The following is a 20,204-nucleotide window of genomic DNA, read 5'->3' as shown; positions in this document are numbered from 1 at the left end:
GACGAAACCATACCACCCGAACTAACGCGTGAACTCGCCGAAATTCAAACAGAAATAAACCAAAGCACGGATAAAGAACAAGACAAAGCAACGTTATTACGTTTACAGGCTTTATTAAAATCTAAACTGGTAAAAACTGATGCGGCCAAAGCGACCGTGTTAATCCAAATCGGCGACTTAATGCTTAAACACGGCGCTAATACAAAAGCAGCGAATTATTTTGCTGACGCTCATATTTTGCCAGGCACGCCCCAAGCTTTAAAAGATCTCGCTTATAAAAAATTCATGCAAATTTATACGGGTAATTCACCTCGAAAACCCGCCGTCTCAACGCGCCCGACAGCTAGCCTTGACAATAATCATCCTACGGAAGTTATAAAATATGCATCTCCACAGTATCCCGAAAGAGCAATTGATCGAGGAGTTACTGGTACTGTTTGGCTGCAATTTGATATCGATACAGAAGGCAAGCCTTCTAACATTACGGTTATTAAAGCTGAGCCCGAAAAAGTTTTTGATAAAGCTGTTATTACTGCATTAGAGCAATGGCGCTTTGAACCCTATGTAGTAAACGGCATTCCTACCATTTTAACTAAAAAATCAATGGATTTTTTCTTTAAGTTAGCTAATGACAATATTAATAACAATAACCCCTTTTAAACTCAGCGAGGAATTAAGCCCTTCCTATTAGTCTAATTGTGATTCTCAATATGCTGCTCACAGCTCAAACAAGCTTTCCATTAGTAAATATCGTGCGCATCATTTTAGTAAATAATTATTTTCCATCCGGTATACTTACTCCCATATATTAATCACGCTTTTTACGGATAATTCGTATGGATAATCAAGCCGCTATACACGTCGCCAAAGTTCTCACTGAAGCTTTGCCATATATTCAAAAACACGCAGGCAAAACTTTTGTCATTAAATATGGCGGCAATGCCATGGTGGACGAAAAATTGCAAAGCAGTTTTGCGCGTGACATCGTGCTGATGAAACAAATTGGTTTGAACCCCGTCGTAGTACACGGTGGCGGCCCACAAATTGGTGATTTATTAACGCGTTTAAATATTGAATCCGAATTCATAGACGGCTTACGCAAGACCGATGATCAAACCATGGACGTGGTGGAAATGGTCTTGGGTGGTTTAATTAATAAAAATATTGTGAATCTAATCAGTCGGCACGGCGGCAAAGCGGTGGGGCTGACGGGTAAAGACGGTGGTTTGATTCGCGCTAATAAAATCACGCTGTCGCGCATCAACGCTGAATTTGCAGCACCAGAAATTATCGACATGGGACGCACTGGCGAAGTGCACAGTATTGATCCGTCGATCGTGAAATTATTAGACGATAAAGATTTTATTCCCGTGATTGCGCCTATCGGCGTCGGTGATGATGGCTTGTCTTACAATATTAATGCCGACACAGTGGCTGGAAAATTAGCGGCGGTATTAAAAGCGGAAAAATTATTATTGCTCACCAATACCGCCGGCATTCTAGATAAAAGTGGCGCGTTATTAACCGGCTTAACGCAAGCTGAAGTTGAAGACTTAATCACTGACGGGACGATTTACGGCGGCATGCTGCCTAAAACACGCTGTGTATTAGACGCCTTAGCATCGGGTCTTAATAGCGCACACATTATTGATGGTCGCGTCGAACATGCGGTGTTATTAGAGTTATTTACTAACACCGGCGTTGGCACGCTGATTCGACGTTAATTAAGAACCTAAGATTTATTCTGCTTTAGCGGCTGGCGGTGCTGGTTTTTTCCGAGATTTTTTGCTTTTTGTTTTACCCGTTTCTTCCACCGCCACAACTTTAGTGGGTTTAGCCGCAGCGGCAATGGCTCTAGTAGCCGCTGCTTCTGCTTCCGCAACTGACTCGGGTGCCGTAATATTTTTTAATTCACGATAACGTTGTAGATCAGTTTTAAATTGGTCTTTTAACCGATTGTATTCTTCTTCTTGCCTAACAATATATTCATCATTTTTCTGACGTTGGCTGGTTAAATTTTTCATATTCGCCAACATATTGGGTGGAATATCTTTTTTATTAGCTTTTACCTGTGTCATGCGTTTATCGAGTATTTCAATCTGATGGGCGACGGATTCATTATTGCCGCGCGCTAGATTTAACGAAGATTGCACTGAATCCAAACGATCATCTCTAGCGATTACTAAATCACGTTCAGTAGTGAAAGTGTCTAATAATAATTTGTCGTGTTTACGTTGCCGAATTTGTTCGCGTTGTTTTTTAGATTTTTCGTCATTAGCGAGTGCGTCTTGCTCAATTTCTGCTTGTGTTTTGACATGGCCGACTGACTTCGCGACTTGACCGCGACCGTCTAAGACTTGGTGATCTTTAGAAACTACTTCAGGTGGCATTTTGTCCCCATAATGGACGCGGCCTTTTTCATCTGTCCATCGATATACTTTGCCACTAGCAGGCGCACTATCTGCAAACGCCATCAATGACAATAATAAGCTCGTCATTATTGTGCACGTTAAAATAATTTTTCGTAGGCACATGCTCATGTTTGAAATTATTCCTTGGTTATTGCTGCAATGCTTTGTGACATAAATCTTGCAAATACTTGAATCCGTGGATCCGTTGGGGCAATTATAGGCTGGCGCTGGTAGCCTGTTAATGTTGCAAACGCTCAAGTCGACACAGCGTAGCGTTCTCGGTATGAGCGGATAGCCGCTAGGTATTGAGCTTCAGCGGCACCATTTTCTAAATACTTAAGTAAATCATCTAAACTCGCGATGCTGATCACGGGGATATTTTCTTGTTGTTCGATTTCTTGAATGGCCGAACGTTCACCCTGGCCTTTTTCCTGACGATTCAACGACACCACAATGCCCACTGGCGACGCTTGGTGCGCTTTGATTAAATCCAAAGACTCTCGAATCGCAGTACCCGCGGTGATCACATCATCAACAATTAACACGCGACCCGCTAAAGGCGCGCCCACCAAATTGCCGCCTTCGCCATGGGATTTCGCTTCTTTGCGATTAAAACACCACGGCACATCACGACCCTGTCGTGCTAATGCAATTGAGACTGCCGCCACCAAAGGAATGCCCTTGTAAGCAGGGCCAAACAACATATCGAATTGCACATCGGCTTGTAAAATAGCGCGCGCATAAAACTCGCCCAATTGATTTAATGCTTCACCCGTATTAAATAAACCTGCATTAAAAAAATACGGACTTTTACGACCGGATTTCAATTCAAATTCACCAAAGCGCAGCACGCCGCGGCTAATTGCAAAGGCCAAAAATTCATGCCGATAATCATTCATTGTCATAAAAAAGCTTATTCAAAGTTAAGGGCTTAGGAAGCATCGCCAACCATGCTAAAGTAGCGACTCGCGGCATACAAGTTTAATTCGGATATTGTGGATGTACTACCCATGTTGAAAGTTATTAGCCTCAATGCCAACGGCATTCGTGCGGCGGCGCGCAAAGGTTTTTTTGAATGGCTAACAGAGCAACAAGCTGATGTCGTGTGTATTCAAGAAACCAAAGCGCAACTTGATCAATTACAAGACGCGATATTTTCGCCTGCGGGTTATCACTGTTATTACTACGATGCAGAAAAAAAAGGCTACAGCGGTGTGGCGTTGTATTCACGGATTAAACCAACGCGCATTATTACCAGCTTAAACAACCATGAATTTGATCGTGAAGGCCGTTATTTAGAAGCGCAATTTGAAAATTTATCGGTAATCTCTCTGTATTTACCTTCTGGTTCTTCTAGTGAAGAACGTCAACAAGCCAAATTTCGTTTTTTAGCAATGTTCAAACTGCACTTACAAGATTTGTTGCAACAAGGCCGCGACTATATTTTATGCGGCGACTGGAATATTGCGCACAAAGAAATTGATTTAAAAAACTGGCGCGGTAATTTAAAAAATTCCGGCTTCTTGCCTGAAGAGCGCGCATGGTTAGATGAGTTATTTAACACCGCTGGTTTTATTGATGCTTTTCGCGTGATTAATGCCGACGCCGAACAATACACGTGGTGGTCGAATCGTGGGCAAGCCTGGGACAAAAATGTGGGTTGGCGTATTGATTACCAAATTGTTTCGCCTGGGTTACGCGACAAAATAAAACACGTGGCTATTTATAAAGCCCAACGCTTTTCAGATCATGCGCCTTTAACCATTAGTTATGACTGGGATTTACGATGAACGATAAATCTTTGTCATTTTGGGCGCGCGCGAAAAATTTATATAGCGATCCAAAAGTGATCGCCTTAGCGTTATTGGGCTTTACTGCCGGTTTGCCGTATATGTTAATTTTCGGCACCTTGAATACGTGGATGCGCGAGTTAGATATTAGTCGCTCCGCGATTGGTTATTTTAGTTGGGCCGGCATTTTCTTTTCCGTAAAATTTTTCTGGTCACCCGTGGTTGATCGCATTGCAATTCCGTGGCTCAGTCAACGCATTGGTTTACGGCGCAGCTGGATGTTATTAGGTCAAATCGGCATCGCGTGTGGTTTGGTCGGCATGAGCTTAACCGATCCAAAAACATCACTTGCTGTCATGGCAGCCTTTACCGTTTGGGTTGCATTTTCTTCTGCGACGCATGATATCGCGCTGGATGCATTTCGCATTCAAACTGCTAGCACTGAAAAACAAGGCGCACTAGCAGCTGCTTATATTGCAGGTTATCGCATTGCAATTTTAACGTCGTTTACCGGCGCTTTAATATTAGCCGAATGGTTGCCATGGTCAGTTACTTATATGTGCATGGCGGCATTGATGATAACGGGCATCATTACTACTTTATATTTGATTGAAGAACCCATCGTTAACCTTCAAAAAGATCCTCTCGAAATTCAAACTGATCGCGAACTCATTGCACAATCTCATAACAGCATTCGACGTGCGTGGGCGCATTGGTTAAGTTGTTTAATCGGCGCCTTCAGTGATTTCTTTCGACGCAATGGTTTAAAAGTAGGCGTGGTTTTATTGTGCTTAGTGGCTTGTTATCGGATTAGCGATATCGTCATGGCCAATATGGCGTCGGTACTTTATGTTGATTTAGGTTTTACGAAAGCGCAATTCGGTTCTATTTCGGGTGGTTATGGATTAATCATGACCCTCAGCGGCGCCGCCTTAGGTGGTTTATTAGTTGCCATGGGTGAGTTACGCCGCTTGTTATTAATCGGCGCGGTCTTTGTCGCACTGACTAATTTAGGTTTTGCATACCTGTCTACGCAAGGTGCGAATATTTGGTTATTAACGGGTGTCATTACTCTGGATAATTTTACCGGCGGTTTTGCTACGTCATTATTTGTAGCTTATTTATCGAGCTTAACAAGCTCCGCGTACACCACGACGCAATACGCATTATTTAGTTCGTTAATGACCTTGCCAGGCAAAATACTCAGCGGTTTTTCCGGACGCTTAGTGGATGCTTTTGGTTATGTGAACTTTTTCAGTTACGCAACCTTATTAGGTTTGCCGGCCGTGTTGTTATTGTTATGGCTCATGCGCTATCAACAGAACCCACTTATCCCGCCGGCCTCTCGCGTTATATAAAGCATTCTTAGCTACTTGCCTCGCGGCGTGTTGTTATACATTTCATTTTATCTGCCGTTCCTGCTTATAAAAATCTTATTTAACTGTAATCATCCCCGACTTATCTGTCATTGTGTTCACAAGCGCACATATATCGAATTTAGCCAAATGAGAATGAAGGCTTTTTAGAACAATCTATGCTTAAATATTGGCTGTCTTTAACACTTGGTAACGCTAATGGCGCGGCAAGGGCTCGATAAAGCAACCGTCGACAGATTAGTCAGACGCGCGCAAACTGAATTTGCTTACGCTTATTTCACCCGCACAGCGCTAATGCTGCTGGTGAACTTAGTCATTATTGATGCGTTAATCTGGGCAAATATTGGCGCAACCGAAGCTAAGATCTGGATGGGTCTAGTTATTATTTTATTGCTTATCCGCACTTCAATTTATTTACGTTATCGCCGCTCCGCACAGGATAACCCCAAGCTTACGGTTTCGTGGAATCGCTTATTTATGTCGGGCGCCTTATCAACCACCTTGTTGATTGGTGTGGTCAGCGTATTTGCTTATCCGCATTTTGAAGTCGTGCATAAAACTATTTTTCTATTCGTGACTGCCGGTCTAACAGCGGGCGCTTTAACCGTATTAGCACTGCACATTTCGTATTACGTGACTTACATTCTGATACCGTTAGCGCCTGTTATTATTTATAGCTTTATGGATCCGTCGGTAGAAGTACAAATGATCGGCATCGTCGCGTTGGTGTACGTGATGACAATGACCTTTCATGCGCGGCGCTTTAATCGCATTCTCATTGATAGTTTGTATTATCGTTTTCAATCTGACGCACTCGCTGAACAGTTGCGCAGCACTAACAAAGATTTGTCTTCCGAAAATCAAGAATTACATCAAATTTCTACCACCGATGAATTAACTGAGGTCTATAACCGTCGTTACTTCAACAAACGTTTCGAAGAAATTTGGGCCGATCATCGTCGCGAAAATACTATTCTTGCGGGGCTCATGATCGACGTTGATTATTTTAAAGCCTACAACGACACCTACGGCCATTTAAAAGGTGATGACGTATTACGCGACATTGCTCAAAGTATTCATCAGGTTATTTGGCGGCCACGTGATTTTATTGCGCGCTTTGGTGGTGAAGAATTTATTGTGTTATTACCAACAACAGATATTAGCGGCGCGAACGCATTAGCCGAACGTATTCATTCCACTATCAAAGAAATTAATATCGAACATGATGGCAATCCCGACACCGCGCGTATTACGGTCAGCATTGGTGTTGCGACGATAATGCCGCGCACGACTGATTCACCCGATATTTTTATCAACAAACTCGACAAAGCGCTGTATGTCGCTAAAAGCCAAGGCCGCAATCGCACCTTCATCGGCGAATAATAATGCCGCGAATTGTTTTATGTGAATTCAGCCAACTCGATGATCCAGGTTCTATGGGGATCATCGTCAACACCGCTCGTGGCCAACAAGAATTATTTGTGGTGCGAAACAATAATCGTTGTCACGCTTATTTCAATAGCTGTCCACACACCGGCGCACCGCTCAATTGGCAAGATCATCGTTTTTTGAATTATGACAAGACTTTAATTATGTGCTCATTACATGGCGCACAATTTCGTATCAGCGATGGCCGTTGTTTGCATGGTCCCTGTGTCGGCGCGCATTTATCACGCATCGACACCGAGATTGACAACGGCATCGTCTATTGGCTGAATTCTTAAATGACTATTCTTCGGTAAACCATTTTTGCAAAGCCGCAATAATTTTTTCAGCTTGATCACGGCTCGAAATATTAAATTTTGATTTAGGCATATATTCACCGTTGCGTTTTTGATAACGACGAATCGAGTATTTGGGTGGGCCATATACTTGTTTAGCACGATCCCAATCTTGATATTTAAACATCAACGTCGCCCAAGCGCCTTTGGTTAAGATAACTTTATCTAATTGCTTAATCGTCATCACGCCATCTTCAACATATTCGATGGTTAATTCACCTACTTCAGAAGCCATACTACTTTTCCTTAATATTATAAATCGTTAAAAAACGTCTTCAGCAAAAACGCTGATTTGCATATTCAATAATGCCGCGGTGTTTTCCACCGTGGCGACACACGCGTCGCTACGCGCAGCATCAATTTGCACGCCGACTTCAATCCAATACAAAGCATCTTGTGAATGCTCGCCGCCATTTGCATGTAAACGCCGCGTATCCATTTGTAAAATGTTTGCTTCATAATCACCAAACACTTCGGTTAAACGCGCAACCAAACCCGGCTGATCAGCGCCTTCTAAATAAAACCAATGCGTAATATTACTATCAACCGCCGTTTTAGCCGCACGAAACGGCATGATGTCTATTTTTGCATTTGCTAAAGGCGCTAGCGCAACTAATAAATCATGCATGTTTTGTGCATCGAGCGAATCAGGAGCTTCACAAATCGCCGAAAATTCTCCATGCGTTTCTAATAACGCAAAATGCGTATCCGAAAAATTTACGTCTAACTCAAATAAAGCACCGGTAATAGCTGCGATTAAACCGGGTTTATCAGGGCAGACAATATTTAAACGTAATCTTTGCATTTTTAATCCTTATTGTTGCAAACGCGAATCTTTAGGCGTCAAAATTAATACGGTTAATAACAGCGCTAACAAATCTCTACCGCTATCAATCCACGTCACGGTCCACGCTATTTTAGAAAATTGATGATGACTCAACGTGTTCAAAAAAACGAGACCTAACCATGCCGATAAAAGCCAACCACAACCAGCAAGACGTTTATATATCAGCAAGCGTTGACACAGGTAATAATAACCATAATTTATTAATAATGATGCGCCAATTGCATAAACAAACGGTAAATATAAGCGCGGCTCATAAAAATTCACTCGCCCCAAAGGATAATTAACCGCCAGCGCCCAAGCCAATCCAAAATACACATACCATGCAATACTAATAATTTGCTGTAACAGTGTGGTCAAGCCGACCTGCGCATGCAGCTTTATGTCATAACGCATTTAAATAACGCCGCCAATCTCGACTGGCATCGCCGTAAACTAAAAATTCCGGATTAAGTAATTCTGCTTTGGTGTTATATAACAAACGCTGACCTTGAGTATCTACAAAATAGCCGCCCGCTTCTTCAACAATACATTGCGCAGCTGCCGTATCCCATTCGGACGTTAGACCTAAACGTAAATATAAATCCGCACTGCCTTCAGCAACTAAACAAGATTTTAACGCGCTGCCCATCGCAATCAATTGATGATCACCTAATTTTTGCAAATAATCCGTCATGCGTTTATCACTGTGACTTCTGCTTCCGGCGATGACGGGTGTTATAGGTGCAGCGCGAGTTTGCAAGCTCTGCATAACATCACCGGCTTGTTGTTTATACGCACCGCCATGTTGACTAGCAAAATAAACGGTATGCAAGAAGGGCGCATAAATTACGCCTAATACGGCTTCGTGCTGATGAATTAATGCAATACTGACAACAAATTCGCCATTGCGTTTTACAAACTCGCGCGTGCCATCCATAGGATCAACTAACCAATACGTGCGCCAATTTCGCCGCGTGCTAAATGGCACGCTGATTTCTTCTTCAGATAACACGGGGTAAACTGTTTCTAATGCGCCTAAGCCTGCGACGATAATATCGTGCGCGGCAAGATCGGCTTGTGTTACGGGTGATTTATCTAATTTTTTTTCAACTTCAAATTCAGTGTTGTACACCATCATGATTGCTTTGCCGGCATTAACAGCAATTTGTACAACATCCGGAATTAATTTTTCTACTTCAATCAACATTTTTAAATTATAGACTGTGTAGTAACAGATGGTTCACGCATCAACCAATCACGCGCCATATATAACGCCGCTATGCTGCGCGCTTCGCTGCAATTTTCTTGCAAGCTAAGCTCATAAATATTCGTCAGCGGCCACGGCACAACTTCTAGCTCTTCTGGCTCATCACCTTCTAAACGTTCGGGATATAAACCACGCGCAATAATAATATGCGTTTGATGCCCCATAAACCCCGGCAACACCGACAAAGTATTAATGTGATCCAATTGTTTTGCGCCAAAACCAATTTCTTCTTTAAGCTCGCGATTCGCAGCGGCTAAAAAATGTTCGCCTAAATCAACACGACCTTTAGGTAACTGCAATTCGTAACGATCTACACCAACGGAATATTCACGAATTAATAACACCTGATTATCATCGGTAATCGGCACCACCAACACCGCGCCTTGGCCGCTGCCTTGCATACGCCGATAATAACGTTCTACGCCATTGGAAAATTTGAGATGCAGTTCTTCAATACGAAAAGCCTGCTGAGACATTTCGTCGCTGCTGAGAGTTTTTATTTGCAGAATTTCAGGTTTCTTGCGCATCATAGCGATCTTTTAAAGAGTGGCCAGCATAACAATTCGCCTATTATATTACACTCGTAACGGAAACCGATTTATGTCATCACTAAATTTCACATTGCCTTGGTCAGACATTGATACTGTCTTGCTCGACATGGACGGTACTTTGCTGGACTTGCACTTCGATAATCATTTTTGGTGTGAACATCTGGTGCAACGTTACGCGCTGCATTACCAACAAGCCGTAGAAACCAGCCGCACCGAATTAGCCGCCCGCTTCGCGGCGGTGCAAGACACTTTGGATTGGTATTGTTTAGACTATTGGACGAATCAACTGGGCATGGATATCGTGGCGCTGAAACATGAAACCGCAGAACGCATTCGGCCTTTGCCGCACGCCATCGCATTTTTAGAATCTTTGCGCGACGTTAAACAAGTCTATCTTTTAACTAACGCGCATCCTGCGTCCTTGGCTTTAAAACTTGCCCACACGGGTCTAGCAATCTATTTCGATAAAATAATCAGCTCTCACGAATTCCACGCCCCCAAAGAAACTCCCGAATTTTGGCAGCAGGCTGAACTTACGCTGGGTTTTAAACCGGCACGTAGCGTGTTTTTTGACGACAGCTTGCCCGTATTACGCGCGGCTCAAGCTTATGGCATCGCCCATGTCATCGCTATGTTGCATCCCGACAGCACCGAAGCACCGCGTACCGTAAGTGAATTTCAGGGTATTCACTATTTCGACGTGTTACTGCCAGCGCTGACGGCATTGCGAGCATTGCCCTCAAAAAATTAATTGAGCCCGCGGCGCTTGCGCCAAGCGTCGATGCTGTAAGGTCCAGCGCCGTGCAAAGACAAGGTCAGCAAACAACCCACTAAGGCCATATTGCTCAAAATTTTAAATTTGTTTTCCGGGACACTCATATCGGTATGTCCCATCATAGTCGCAAGAAATGCATATATCCCTAAAGCCAAAGCCGCCCAACGCGCCTGCCAACCTACCAGCAGTGCTATTGACGCAGGCACTTCGATCAAAGCACCTGCAGCGATTAAAAAAGCCGTATGCGGTTTTAAAAACATCGGCAACATCTGACTTACGCCTTCCACCGCCATAGAGAAAGCAAAAACCTTAGTCAGCCCACTCATTACAAACATACCCGCCAATAAAACTCGGCCCAGTAATTCCAATTTTTCTGTGGTTGAATCTAGACGTTTATTCATGTAATTCCCCCGAATCCTTAAGCGTAAGCTGCACAACGTAAATAAAACTCGAAAAAGGCTGAATTTAACTTTTTATTAGCCTTCGCCTTCTGCACGAAATTTTAATATTTATTCAGCTCTATGGCCATGCGTACTCACTACCATCGAGCTTTTGTGACTGCCCGATCATCAGCTGTTTGATGTTGTCGCCCAATCCGCCGCGACCCGCACCGCGATCACGTGACCTTTGGCGCATAACACATCGCCGGCCCACACCTCGCAATCAATCAAAGTCTTGCGCGCACTACTCACCTGCAACTGTGCGACACAGCGCAAGCGCTGAGACAACGGAGCGGCGGCCAGAAAACTTACCTGCAAACTCGCCGTGGCATACCAAATCGACCCATCCATGTTTAGGCCTTCACGTCGGTACGCTTCCGCCATTGCGCTGCATATCGCGTGACAATCCATCACCGTGCTAATAATGCCGCCATTTACTACCGTCGTTGGACCCGCACAATGCGTTAGCTGCGGAACAAACTCGCAATAACTATTGAAGGTCTCGGCCGCATCATCCAGCCAATAACTTTTAATCTGCAAACCACCGGTATTCAAAGGCCCGCAGCCAAAACAATGGTTATGCGGAATCTGTTCTTGAAAAGCTGTTTTAACATTCGTTAATGACACCGACATTCTCAAGCTCCTATTTAAAACACTCACTAAAGCTCAGCCCTAGAGCGCCGCTGTAATCACTATTGCCTAGGAGTGCTGTATGGAAATTATTGCTGATTGTATCCGCGACGAATTACTGGAAGCTATGCGTCAAGATAAATTGACTTTGCCGACCTTGCCCGAAGTCGCCTTAAAAATTCGCGAAGCGGTGAATAATCCTCGCGCGGATAGCCACACTATCGCCGACATGATCAGCAATGATCCCGCGATTGCCGCACGTTTAATTCGTATCGCGAACAGTCCCATGGTGCGCGGCGATCACACCATCACCGATTTAAAACAAGTCGTCGCGCGTTTAGGCATGGCTTACACCTCAAATGTTGTAACCGCGATGACGTTAGAAAATATGTTTCGCGCTAAAAATCGTTTAATTGATGATAGCTTGCGCCGGGTTTGGTTAGATTGTACCGATGTCGCTTCCTTATGTTTTGCGCTCGCGTTGAATTACACCAAACTTAAACCTGATGTTGCCGTGTTAGGTGGTTTGATTCATAAAATTGGCGCGTTGCCCTTATTGCATTTTTTAGATAGTCGTAGCGAATTATTAACTGATCGTGCGGCGCTAGATTGGTTAATCAATGAATTACATCCAGACATTGGGGTGAAATTATTAACGCAGTGGAATTTCCCGCTGGAATTACAAACTATTCCTGCAGAATATCAACAATTTGAACGTAATGTGCCGTATGTGGATTACGTTGATTTAGTGTCAACCGCCACGTGGCAATTACGCGATCGGAATAGCAATTGGTTAGCGCATTCCGGCGACAAACTTAAAGCCATGGAACGTTTAGGATTATCGGGTACTGAAGATTGGTTGAACAATAATAACTGTCGTGATGATTGGGAATTAGCAAAAGCGATGTGGCATTAGCACATCGCTTTTTTATACGCTGCATTAAGCAAAAACAAATACCGAACGCGTCAGAGCAACCGCAAATATATATACCAATAAAATCACACCACCCAAAAACGCAGCCCGCTTCTGCTGCTGAGTTCGCGCTTTCTTAAATAAATAAACACCTGCGCCAATAAATATAATTAAGGCAACTAACTTAGCCGATGTCCAGCCGACTGTGAACGGCATTTCATGCCGCGAAACCGCCAAACCTATCGCGCTTAATACCAAACCTGCGGTGGCTATATGAAACAAAATTTTAGGCCACGCTTTACTCGCTAAGGTCGAACCACTAATCGCCGCCAAGCCACGCAATAAAAATATCGCGAACAAACCATAAGCCGATAACAAATGCAGCAACTTAATTCCCATAACATTTCTCCCCTAATAATTTCACTGTAATTTAACGGCATCTAAAAATAACTTTTTGTCACAGCAATGTTCCGCTCCAACCCGAGCACTGTACGCTAATTGATTTGGCGGTCATAGCGTCTAATTAAATTCACCCGCACTCACTCATCACGCCGGCTCATCATGCTAGCTCATCACACTGGCCTATCATGCTGGCTAATAGCGCCGGGCTTTTATACTTCACGAAATTGTTGCTTATGACCCAACCAACGACTCATTAAGGCCATAGCATTGTCCGGATATTTCACCAACAACACTTTTGCGACTGCTTGCACGTCGGGCAATAATTTTGCGTCGCGCGCCAGATTTGCAATTTGAAAATCCACGTCGCCGGTTTGACGCGTACCTAATAATTCACCAGGGCCGCGCATATTTAAATCTTGTTGCGCAATTTCAAAACCATCGTTGGTGTGTCGCAACACATCTAAGCGCATCCGCGCCCGTGCAGATAACGGCGATTTATACATTAATACACAATTACTCGCCGCACTGCCTCGCCCGACTCGGCCGCGTAATTGATGCAGTTGCGACAAACCCAAACGTTCTGCATTTTCAATAATCATTAATGACGCATTCGGCACGTCCACACCCACTTCAATAACAGTGGTTGCCACTAACAAATCTAATTGCGCGCTTTTAAACGCTGCCATTACCGTTTCTTTTTCTTTTCCTTTCATGCGACCATGAATTAAACCAATGCGTAATTGCGGCAACTTTTCTGTCAATTGCACGGCAGTATCTTCCGCCGCTTGGCATTGCAACATTTCTGATTCTTCAATGAGGGTACATACCCAATACGCTTGTCGACCCGTGACGCACGCATTTGCAATGCGCTCAATGATTTCATCGCGCCGACTTTCCGTCATTACCACTGTGTTTACCGGAATACGACCCGGCGGCAATTCGTCAATCACCGAATAATCCAAATCGGCATACGCCGTCATGGCTAAGCTGCGCGGAATAGGGGTTGCGGTCATCGTAAATTGATGCGGATGTTCAGTCTCACGCACGCCTTTATTACGCAAAGCCAAACGCTGATGCACGCCAAAGCGATGCTGCTCATCAATAATCAGCAAAGCTAATTTTTTAAAGCTCACATCTTCTTGAAACAAGGCATGCGTGCCGACCACGAGTTGTACTTCACCATTAGCTAAAGCCAATTTTTCTAACTCACGTTGTTTGCCTTTAAGTCGTCCTGAATACCAACCGACTTTAATATTTAACGGCGCCAACCATTGCGAAAAATTTTTGTAATGCTGCTCAGCTAATAATTCCGTCGGCGCCATTACTGCTACTTGATAATCTGCTGCGACTACATCCGCCGCCACTAATGCAGCGACTACGGTTTTCCCGGAACCTACATCACCTTGAATCAAGCGCATCGCCGGCGTGGTTTTTTCCAAATCAGCATTTAACTCTGCAACTACGCGCTGTTGTGCGTTCGTTAACTTAAACGGTAATGCGGCTAATAATTTTTTGCGCAATGTCGCTGCTACGCGAATACTAGGCGCTGCCTGTTGTTGTTTGCGTTGACGCAATTGCAACATACTCAAATGATGCGCAATTAATTCCTCGAATGCCAAACGTTGCTGCGCTACATGTTCGCCTGCTAATAACGGCTGCAAAGGCATATCCGGAGTAGGTCTATGGACGATTTGCAAAGCTGTTTTTAAGTCAGGCAAACCTTGTTGACTTAATAAATTAGCCGGCAATAAATCCGCTAACTCATCATGCGCCAGCAAATCTAACGCTTGTTCGATAATGCGTTGCCACGTCGCTTGTTGTACGCCTTCCGTAGTTGGATAAATAGGTGTGAGGTAAGGCGCTACCGTTTCGTTTTCTTGCACCACGCGATATTCAGGATGCACAATTTCTAAACCAGAATTTCCACCACGCACTTCACCGAAACAACGGATGCGCACACCGCGTAATAAATTTTCTTGCTGGGTTTTTGAAAAATGAAAAAAACGTAATGTGATTTGCCCAGTGCCATCCGCTAAACGCACTAACAAGGTTCGACGTTTGCGGAATGTTACTTCACTGAGCAAGACCTCACCTTCAAACAAGGCTTCTTGATTGAGCTGCAAACCACCGATAGGAATTAGTTGAGTACGATCTTGATAACGAAACGGTAAATGAAATAACGCATCTTGCACATGATGAATATTAAGTCGCGCTAAACGTTCCGCTACTTTAGGGCCCACGCCTCGCAACCATTGCACGTCACTTGCTAAAGTAAGAGTGGGTGTCGCCACAAACGCGATTAATCAATAACCAAAATAGCATCCATCTCTACCGTCGCACCTTTGGGTAAAGCCGCAACACCCACCACTGCGCGCGCCGGATACGATCCAGTAAAATAAGTTGCCATCACTTCATTCACCGCAGCAAAATTTGCTAAGTCAGTTAAAAAAATATTTAACTTCACGATGTTTTGTAAATCGCCGCCGGCTGCCTGCGCAACTGCTGCAAGATTATCGAATACACGTTTAATTTGTAATTTAATATCGCCTTCAAGCAATTGACCGCTCACCGGGTCCAAAGGAATTTGTCCGGACAAATAAACCGTATTACCCACTTTTACTGCTTGCGAATAAGTACCGATTGCTTGCGGCGCTTGCGTGGTTTTAATAATGTGTTTTTGTGTCATAAGTTACCTAAATGAAATAATACTAAATTTTTCGTGTATGGCCAGCCGCCACGAGTCTATCTAAATACGCCTGCCATTTTTGTTCGTATTCTGTACTTAAGCTGTACAAATAATCCCATGTGTAAAAACCCGTATCATGACCATCATCAAAAATTAATTGAATCGCATAATGGCCTATCGGTTGAATATCCTGAATACCCACCTCTTCTTTGCCTATCTGCAACACACCTTCGCCTTCACCATGACCGCGCACCGCAGCCGACGGCGAATAGACTCGCAAATATTCACACGGTAACTGAGCCCGCACATTATCTTCGAATTCAATTTCCAGGATTCGAGATTTTTTGTGCAATTGAATATTAATAGGAACCGGCATTGCAATCTCACTTCAACATATTGACGCGCATTGTACCCGGTCGCTACCCACCTCAACAGCCTCGCTGTACCTTCTAAGATAGCTCAACCACAAAAAAAAACGGCGCTATCACTAGCGCCGTTTTTAGAACACCGTGGTAATTACCCGGTTGTTAAGAACAAATTAATTCTTATTTAACACTACAATCGTGCTCACCGCTTGATCTGGGAAACGAACTTGTTGAATGGTTTCATAACCAAGCGCTTTTTTCCAATAACCAGTGCCGTTAACAATAAACACGGTTTGCGGCTGGAACGCTTCGAAAGCGATTTCATTAAACAAACCGCGCACTACCAATGTGCCGTTGCTTAAATAAATGGTTTCTTCGCACCATGACCAAAAATCGCCATTGGATGGATCTTGCCAAATAGTATCGCAGTCATTGCTTTTCGTGCCTTCTACTTGGCCAGTGGTTTGATTGATCAAAATATTATCAAAGATCAATGTGTCACCAACACCACGACCTGGTGCGCCGCCATCAATATATTGAAAATTTACGGTTTGTTCGAAGTATGTACGTGTCACTACCGCTTGGGCAGGTAACGCAACTAATGTAGATAATACTGTAGCCGCAACTGCTGTAACCAATTTACTTTTAAACATGTAGACCTCCTGAAGACGAAAGAATTTGTTGTTACTTATAAACGCCTTAATTTCATTCCTTGTACCCTTACTGCTGGATATTTATTTACGCTTGGCAATGCATACTCATCAACTCGGGTTTGTAGATTAGAAAAAGAGTTCCCCTAACGCAACCATTTGCTTCTCCACTCGTCTGTATCTTTACCCGACAAACGGATAAAAGTTGGTGGCTCTTTTGCTTTGTCCGGTTTCATTTTATTTCTATTACATGACAGATTTGTTTTAGTGTGCGCTGCATCACAATTTGAACGAGGTTAACTAGACAAAAAACTTATGGGAGATAATTAAAAAGCTGTTTTATTAAAAAAAATAAATGCGCTTTAGCAATTAAATACGGATGATTGATAACTAATAAAAAAACTGTAGAAATTATTGCGTTTGTGAAAAAACATTCGGCATTGTCGGCGAATAAAACAAACGTCCTTCTGTAAGAATTTTATTTTTTAATGATTCTTCGCGAAGCCGATTCCAATGCAACACATCTAACTTAAAGATCATCGGCAAATCATTTAACTCATGCCATAAAGCGGTAAATTCTGCATCACTCATAGCAAGCGCGAATATAGCAAAATCGTAATCAGAATAGGTTTTTGCAGTATCTTTAGCCCGTGATCCAAAAATCAATACTTGCTCTAGTGAAGGATAACCACGCAACACCTGACAAATATCAGCATACAGTGCTGCGCTTAATCCAAACGTTGAAGCCGCTGTTATTACCACTGCGCCGCCTTTTCTAAGAGCTGATGAAACAATACGACCGCTTGTTGTGCAATATAGCGATATATTTGTTCAGCCAATTGCTCGTTATAAGCATGAACTGTTAAATTTCTGTTCTTTTGTAATTCACTCCACGCATTACCATCCACAATAAATCCTGCTTGCAGTGCTTCTTGCAACGTTTCTTTCGGTGTTTTAGCAAAGATATCTTCCATCTCAAGCCGGATTTTTAACATTTTCCCCGCTAACTCATAAGCAAACTCAAATCGCTGAATCACACAGTCACGGATAAATTCATTACCAGGCTGCTGAACCGCTTTATCAAGCTGATGAAGCGCTTTAGTAAAATCAGCAATACGTTCTTGTAAACGCTCAATGTCCATTTAGCCACTCACTAATAAAATATTTATATTAAAAATATTGCCGCCGAAGCTTATGCATCATCGAATAACTTCTCGAAGCATAATGCATCTATGGCCATGATATATCATTTCCTGAATTCAAGTTGTAAGTGCACCACTAGCCACAGACCAAAAGACTTCGCTGGGTGTTTGGTAATTTAAACATTTTCAAGGTCGATTATTAATTTGACGCGTCACCTGTGCAAGTTGTTTTTTTGTGATCGTTGTAAAATCGGTGCCTTTTGGAAAATATTGCCGAAGTAAACCATTCGTATTTTCGTTACACCCGCGTTGCCATGAACTGTAAGGATCCGAAAAATAAATTTCCAGTTGCGTCGCATCTTCAATTTTTTGGAATGCTGCAAATTCTTTACCGTTATCCACCATCAATGTCTGTCTTAGATGCGCTTGTAACTATTTAAAGAGTTTGATGGTAATGTTTGTTAAGGGCAGTGCTTTTTTATCCGCTAATTTACCGGTCATCAGATAACTACTTTTGCGTTCAACATGCGTGACGATCGCGCCCGTGCCTTGTTTGCCAATCACCGAACGCCATAACCAGACTTTAAATCCACGCATTTCGGGCGATCAGCAATACGTCGACGACTCGTCATTCATCCACGTCCCGTGCGATAGCCGCTTTGTTTGCGGCGTCGTTTATGACCCCGTCGAAGATGCAAATAAAACGTGCCGGCGTGTCGCGCGTCTTTGAAAATAAGTTGATAGATCCCTTCATAACTAATGCGGATTGATTGATTATCTGGATAATCCAAGCAGATTCGGTGAGCGATTTGTTGCGGTGATCAAGATTCTTCTAGTTTACGAGACAGGTATGCATTAAGTGCTTATTGTGTTCACGTTTATAATGGCGCGATGAATTATCGTTGAAAGGCGAAACAGCGTTTGAAGGTTCAGGGCGTAAACCCGCTGATCAAACGTCAGAAGTGGTTCGCTTAAACAAGCTTTAGCGAAAATGACAGAAGAGCGTGACATTTTAAAAAAAGCGGCGCTGTTGTTTGCGCAAGCATCCCAATGAAATACGCCTTCATTGAGCAACATCAAAAGACCTTCGCGGTACGTTCGCTGTGTCGCGTACTGCGTGTGAGCGCTAGTGGTTATTATGATTGGTTGACACGTCCCGTGAGCAAACACGCTCATGAAGATAAACGCTTAGTCACCGAGATCAAAAAGATTCACCAACAATCTCGCGGTAATTATGGAGCGGTCAAGACCTGGAAAGCCTTAAATCAACAAGGCGTGGCGTGTGGCAAACACCGCGTTGCACGTTTGCGTCTCGTACATCACATTGAAGCCAAACGCCGTACGCGCTTTAAGGTGACGACACAATCGAAATACCAAGGATGGATCGCGCCGAATTTATTACAGCGTCAATTTACAGTTGATCAACCGAATCGTGTTTGGGTGGGTGACGTTACCTTTATCGCCACACGCAGCGGTTGGTTGTATCTCGCGATTGTGCTGGATTTGTATTCGAGAAAGATCGTCGGTTGGTCAATGTCAGATCGCAACAATCAAGCATTGGTCTTAGATGCGCTGAACATGGCGATTGCGCAGCGTCGACCCACGCCAGGGCTTATTCATCATATGGATCGCGGACAGCTATATGCAGCCCATCACTACCGAGAAACATTACAACGCCACCACATGATCTCTAGCATGAGTCGCAAAAAAGATTGCTGGGATAATGCGGTTGCAGAAAGCTTTTTTAACAACTTAAAAAACGAATTGATACATTATCAAAACTACCCAACACGAGAAGCGGCAAAAGCCGCTATCTTTGATTACATAGAAATATTTTATAACCGGCAACGTATCCATCAAACATTGCAGTACCAGTCACCGCATCATTATGAGATGATCAATGTTGCTTAATTTAACCGTCCGAAAAATCCGGGATAGCTCAGACTCCTTGATTTAGCTTCAATAACTCCAGACGCCGCTAACTCCATTAGACGACGGAACTTTGGACATTCTATATGGCTCGGTGCTGAACATACTGCCGGAAATAAAAGGGTAGCGTCCCCTTATTCGTTTAAACAATAACTGCAATTTTGTTAAAAAATAACTAACCTGTCCTGTCGATTGTACAAGACTTCATTCGGTGTTTGATAGTCTCGTGTTTTACGTGGTCGATTATTTAATCGAAACATAATTTCATCT

General features: G+C 43.4%; 27 protein-coding genes. 9 read left to right on the top strand and 18 right to left on the bottom strand.

From position 1 onward, the window contains the following. Nucleotides 1–285: 285 nt before the first annotated feature. Together H0W44_10535 and argB are read left to right on the top strand one after the other, a co-directional pair. Nucleotides 286–660, top strand: coding sequence for an energy transducer TonB (locus tag H0W44_10535; GenBank protein MBA3582872.1), 375 nt, complete (start codon nt 286–288; stop codon nt 658–660). Nucleotides 661–830: 170 nt separating this feature from the next. Continuing rightward, nucleotides 831–1,724 (top strand): acetylglutamate kinase, encoded by an 894-nt coding sequence (argB, locus tag H0W44_10530; GenBank protein MBA3582871.1) that lies wholly within the window; start codon nt 831–833, stop codon nt 1,722–1,724. A 15-nt stretch (nt 1,725–1,739) separates the two neighbouring features. On the opposite strand, the gene H0W44_10525 is transcribed toward argB, so the two are convergent. Both H0W44_10525 and pyrE read right to left on the bottom strand, forming a co-directional pair. Next, the gene (locus H0W44_10525) at nt 1,740–2,498 is read right to left on the bottom strand and encodes a DUF4124 domain-containing protein (protein ID MBA3582870.1); all 759 of its coding nucleotides are present in this window, start codon (nt 2,496–2,498) and stop codon (nt 1,740–1,742) included. A 167-nt stretch (nt 2,499–2,665) separates the two neighbouring features. Next, the gene (gene pyrE / locus H0W44_10520; protein ID MBA3582869.1) at nt 2,666–3,310 is read right to left on the bottom strand and encodes an orotate phosphoribosyltransferase; all 645 of its coding nucleotides are present in this window, start codon (nt 3,308–3,310) and stop codon (nt 2,666–2,668) included. Between the two features lie 114 nt (nt 3,311–3,424). Between pyrE and xth the strand changes: the two genes are divergently transcribed. From xth to H0W44_10500, 4 genes are all read left to right on the top strand, one after another. Next, complete coding sequence (gene xth / locus H0W44_10515) at nt 3,425–4,201, top strand: exodeoxyribonuclease III (protein ID MBA3582868.1); 777 nt, start codon at nt 3,425–3,427, stop codon at nt 4,199–4,201. Continuing rightward, on the top strand, nt 4,198–5,559 hold the full coding sequence (locus tag H0W44_10510) for an MFS transporter (GenBank protein ID MBA3582867.1): 1,362 nt from the start codon (nt 4,198–4,200) through the stop codon (nt 5,557–5,559). The genes xth and H0W44_10510 overlap by 4 nt, the downstream gene beginning before the upstream one ends. Nucleotides 5,560–5,775: 216 nt before the next feature. Further along, nucleotides 5,776–6,960: a diguanylate cyclase gene (locus tag H0W44_10505; protein MBA3582866.1), complete on the top strand. Its 1,185-nt coding sequence runs from the start codon at nt 5,776–5,778 to the stop codon at nt 6,958–6,960. 2 nt (nt 6,961–6,962) lie between these two features. After that, nucleotides 6,963–7,301, top strand: coding sequence for a Rieske (2Fe-2S) protein (locus H0W44_10500; GenBank protein ID MBA3582865.1), 339 nt, complete (start codon nt 6,963–6,965; stop codon nt 7,299–7,301). Between the two features lie 4 nt (nt 7,302–7,305). On the opposite strand, the gene H0W44_10495 is transcribed toward H0W44_10500, so the two are convergent. From H0W44_10495 to nudE, 5 genes are read right to left on the bottom strand one after another with little or no spacing between them, the layout of a single operon-like run. Then, nucleotides 7,306–7,593, bottom strand: coding sequence for a hypothetical protein (locus H0W44_10495; GenBank protein ID MBA3582864.1), 288 nt, complete (start codon nt 7,591–7,593; stop codon nt 7,306–7,308). Nucleotides 7,594–7,620: 27 nt separating this feature from the next. Then, complete coding sequence (locus tag H0W44_10490) at nt 7,621–8,163, bottom strand: amino acid-binding protein (protein MBA3582863.1); 543 nt, start codon at nt 8,161–8,163, stop codon at nt 7,621–7,623. A gap of 9 nt (nt 8,164–8,172) precedes the next feature. Then, the gene (locus H0W44_10485) at nt 8,173–8,598 is read right to left on the bottom strand and encodes a DUF1761 domain-containing protein (protein MBA3582862.1); all 426 of its coding nucleotides are present in this window, start codon (nt 8,596–8,598) and stop codon (nt 8,173–8,175) included. After that, on the bottom strand, nt 8,588–9,391 hold the full coding sequence (gene cysQ, locus H0W44_10480) for a 3'(2'),5'-bisphosphate nucleotidase CysQ (GenBank protein MBA3582861.1): 804 nt from the start codon (nt 9,389–9,391) through the stop codon (nt 8,588–8,590). Before cysQ ends, H0W44_10485 begins: the two co-directional genes overlap by 11 nt. 2 nt (nt 9,392–9,393) lie before the next feature. Then, entirely contained in the window at nt 9,394–9,981 is a 588-nt protein-coding gene (gene nudE, locus H0W44_10475) for an ADP compounds hydrolase NudE (protein ID MBA3582860.1), read from the bottom strand. Between the two features lie 70 nt (nt 9,982–10,051). Between nudE and yrfG the strand changes: the two genes are divergently transcribed. Further along, complete coding sequence (gene yrfG, locus H0W44_10470) at nt 10,052–10,753, top strand: GMP/IMP nucleotidase (protein MBA3582859.1); 702 nt, start codon at nt 10,052–10,054, stop codon at nt 10,751–10,753. On the opposite strand, the gene H0W44_10465 is transcribed toward yrfG, so the two are convergent. Further along, nucleotides 10,750–11,178, bottom strand: coding sequence for a DoxX family protein (locus tag H0W44_10465; protein MBA3582858.1), 429 nt, complete (start codon nt 11,176–11,178; stop codon nt 10,750–10,752). The two genes, yrfG and H0W44_10465, sit on opposite strands and share 4 nt — an antisense overlap. Nucleotides 11,179–11,346: 168 nt before the next feature. After that, the gene (locus tag H0W44_10460) at nt 11,347–11,850 is read right to left on the bottom strand and encodes a PaaI family thioesterase (protein ID MBA3582857.1); all 504 of its coding nucleotides are present in this window, start codon (nt 11,848–11,850) and stop codon (nt 11,347–11,349) included. A 79-nt stretch (nt 11,851–11,929) separates the two neighbouring features. Here H0W44_10460 and H0W44_10455 point away from each other — a divergent pair, with 79 nt between their 5' ends. After that, the gene (locus tag H0W44_10455; GenBank protein ID MBA3582856.1) at nt 11,930–12,763 is read left to right on the top strand and encodes an HDOD domain-containing protein; all 834 of its coding nucleotides are present in this window, start codon (nt 11,930–11,932) and stop codon (nt 12,761–12,763) included. Nucleotides 12,764–12,787: 24 nt separating this feature from the next. Here the strand turns inward: H0W44_10455 and H0W44_10450 are convergent, their stop codons facing one another. The 9 genes from H0W44_10450 to H0W44_10410 all read right to left on the bottom strand — a co-directional run bounded on the left by H0W44_10450 (nt 12,788) and on the right by H0W44_10410 (nt 18,602). Further along, nucleotides 12,788–13,159, bottom strand: a complete 372-nt coding sequence (locus tag H0W44_10450; protein MBA3582855.1) for a SirB2 family protein — start codon at nt 13,157–13,159, stop codon at nt 12,788–12,790. A gap of 212 nt (nt 13,160–13,371) precedes the next feature. Further along, a complete protein-coding gene (gene recG, locus H0W44_10445) occupies nt 13,372–15,453 on the bottom strand; it encodes an ATP-dependent DNA helicase RecG (protein ID MBA3582854.1) in 2,082 nt (693 codons plus the stop codon). Between the two features lie 8 nt (nt 15,454–15,461). After that, complete coding sequence (locus tag H0W44_10440; protein MBA3582853.1) at nt 15,462–15,848, bottom strand: RidA family protein; 387 nt, start codon at nt 15,846–15,848, stop codon at nt 15,462–15,464. Nucleotides 15,849–15,870: 22 nt separating this feature from the next. Continuing rightward, nucleotides 15,871–16,224: a DUF971 domain-containing protein gene (locus H0W44_10435; protein MBA3582852.1), complete on the bottom strand. Its 354-nt coding sequence runs from the start codon at nt 16,222–16,224 to the stop codon at nt 15,871–15,873. A gap of 162 nt (nt 16,225–16,386) precedes the next feature. Beyond that, nucleotides 16,387–16,866, bottom strand: a complete 480-nt coding sequence (locus H0W44_10430) for a hypothetical protein (GenBank protein ID MBA3582851.1) — start codon at nt 16,864–16,866, stop codon at nt 16,387–16,389. Between the two features lie 408 nt (nt 16,867–17,274). Then, entirely contained in the window at nt 17,275–17,625 is a 351-nt protein-coding gene (locus tag H0W44_10425; protein MBA3582850.1) for a nucleotidyltransferase domain-containing protein, read from the bottom strand. Beyond that, entirely contained in the window at nt 17,619–18,005 is a 387-nt protein-coding gene (locus tag H0W44_10420; GenBank protein MBA3582849.1) for a nucleotidyltransferase substrate binding protein, read from the bottom strand. Before H0W44_10420 ends, H0W44_10425 begins: the two co-directional genes overlap by 7 nt. A 186-nt stretch (nt 18,006–18,191) precedes the next feature. Further along, on the bottom strand, nt 18,192–18,410 hold the full coding sequence (locus H0W44_10415) for an IS30 family transposase (protein ID MBA3582848.1): 219 nt from the start codon (nt 18,408–18,410) through the stop codon (nt 18,192–18,194). Nucleotides 18,411–18,437: 27 nt separating this feature from the next. Further along, nucleotides 18,438–18,602, bottom strand: a complete 165-nt coding sequence (locus H0W44_10410; protein ID MBA3582847.1) for a hypothetical protein — start codon at nt 18,600–18,602, stop codon at nt 18,438–18,440. A 453-nt stretch (nt 18,603–19,055) separates the two neighbouring features. On the opposite strand from H0W44_10410, the gene H0W44_10405 reads away from it, so the two are divergent. Further along, a complete protein-coding gene (locus tag H0W44_10405) occupies nt 19,056–19,916 on the top strand; it encodes an IS3 family transposase (GenBank protein ID MBA3582846.1) in 861 nt (286 codons plus the stop codon). The last annotated feature ends 288 nt before the right edge of the window (nt 19,917–20,204 follow it).

Source organism: Gammaproteobacteria bacterium (assembly GCA_013817245.1).
In the GTDB taxonomy this organism is placed as follows: Bacteria; Pseudomonadota; Gammaproteobacteria; order HTCC5015; family HTCC5015; genus JACDDA01.
The sequence above is the reverse complement of the archived record's forward strand: the minus strand, read 5'-3'. Positions and strand labels throughout refer to the sequence as shown.

What these genes read in the sequence shown, in the direction of transcription:
- H0W44_10535 (MBA3582872.1), top strand. Translation starts at nt 286, where the DNA reads ATGCAAATTTATACGGGTAATTCACCTCGAAAACCCGCCGTCTCAACG.
- H0W44_10525 (MBA3582870.1), bottom strand. Translation starts at nt 2,498, where the DNA reads ATGACGAGCTTATTATTGTCATTGATGGCGTTTGCAGATAGTGCGCCT.
- pyrE (MBA3582869.1), bottom strand. Translation starts at nt 3,310, where the DNA reads ATGAATGATTATCGGCATGAATTTTTGGCCTTTGCAATTAGCCGCGGC.
- H0W44_10510 (MBA3582867.1), top strand. Translation starts at nt 4,198, where the DNA reads ATGAACGATAAATCTTTGTCATTTTGGGCGCGCGCGAAAAATTTATAT.
- H0W44_10505 (MBA3582866.1), top strand. Translation starts at nt 5,776, where the DNA reads ATGGCGCGGCAAGGGCTCGATAAAGCAACCGTCGACAGATTAGTCAGA.
- H0W44_10500 (MBA3582865.1), top strand. Translation starts at nt 6,963, where the DNA reads ATGCCGCGAATTGTTTTATGTGAATTCAGCCAACTCGATGATCCAGGT.
- H0W44_10495 (MBA3582864.1), bottom strand. Translation starts at nt 7,593, where the DNA reads ATGGCTTCTGAAGTAGGTGAATTAACCATCGAATATGTTGAAGATGGC.
- H0W44_10490 (MBA3582863.1), bottom strand. Translation starts at nt 8,163, where the DNA reads ATGCAAAGATTACGTTTAAATATTGTCTGCCCTGATAAACCCGGTTTA.
- H0W44_10485 (MBA3582862.1), bottom strand. Translation starts at nt 8,598, where the DNA reads ATGCGTTATGACATAAAGCTGCATGCGCAGGTCGGCTTGACCACACTG.
- cysQ (MBA3582861.1), bottom strand. Translation starts at nt 9,391, where the DNA reads ATGTTGATTGAAGTAGAAAAATTAATTCCGGATGTTGTACAAATTGCT.
- nudE (MBA3582860.1), bottom strand. Translation starts at nt 9,981, where the DNA reads ATGATGCGCAAGAAACCTGAAATTCTGCAAATAAAAACTCTCAGCAGC.
- yrfG (MBA3582859.1), top strand. Translation starts at nt 10,052, where the DNA reads ATGTCATCACTAAATTTCACATTGCCTTGGTCAGACATTGATACTGTC.
- H0W44_10465 (MBA3582858.1), bottom strand. Translation starts at nt 11,178, where the DNA reads ATGAATAAACGTCTAGATTCAACCACAGAAAAATTGGAATTACTGGGC.
- H0W44_10460 (MBA3582857.1), bottom strand. Translation starts at nt 11,850, where the DNA reads ATGTCGGTGTCATTAACGAATGTTAAAACAGCTTTTCAAGAACAGATT.
- H0W44_10455 (MBA3582856.1), top strand. Translation starts at nt 11,930, where the DNA reads ATGGAAATTATTGCTGATTGTATCCGCGACGAATTACTGGAAGCTATG.
- H0W44_10450 (MBA3582855.1), bottom strand. Translation starts at nt 13,159, where the DNA reads ATGGGAATTAAGTTGCTGCATTTGTTATCGGCTTATGGTTTGTTCGCG.
- H0W44_10440 (MBA3582853.1), bottom strand. Translation starts at nt 15,848, where the DNA reads ATGACACAAAAACACATTATTAAAACCACGCAAGCGCCGCAAGCAATC.
- H0W44_10435 (MBA3582852.1), bottom strand. Translation starts at nt 16,224, where the DNA reads ATGCCGGTTCCTATTAATATTCAATTGCACAAAAAATCTCGAATCCTG.
- H0W44_10430 (MBA3582851.1), bottom strand. Translation starts at nt 16,866, where the DNA reads ATGTTTAAAAGTAAATTGGTTACAGCAGTTGCGGCTACAGTATTATCT.
- H0W44_10420 (MBA3582849.1), bottom strand. Translation starts at nt 18,005, where the DNA reads ATGGACATTGAGCGTTTACAAGAACGTATTGCTGATTTTACTAAAGCG.
- H0W44_10415 (MBA3582848.1), bottom strand. Translation starts at nt 18,410, where the DNA reads ATGGTGGATAACGGTAAAGAATTTGCAGCATTCCAAAAAATTGAAGAT.
- H0W44_10410 (MBA3582847.1), bottom strand. Translation starts at nt 18,602, where the DNA reads ATGCGTGGATTTAAAGTCTGGTTATGGCGTTCGGTGATTGGCAAACAA.
- H0W44_10405 (MBA3582846.1), top strand. Translation starts at nt 19,056, where the DNA reads ATGAAATACGCCTTCATTGAGCAACATCAAAAGACCTTCGCGGTACGT.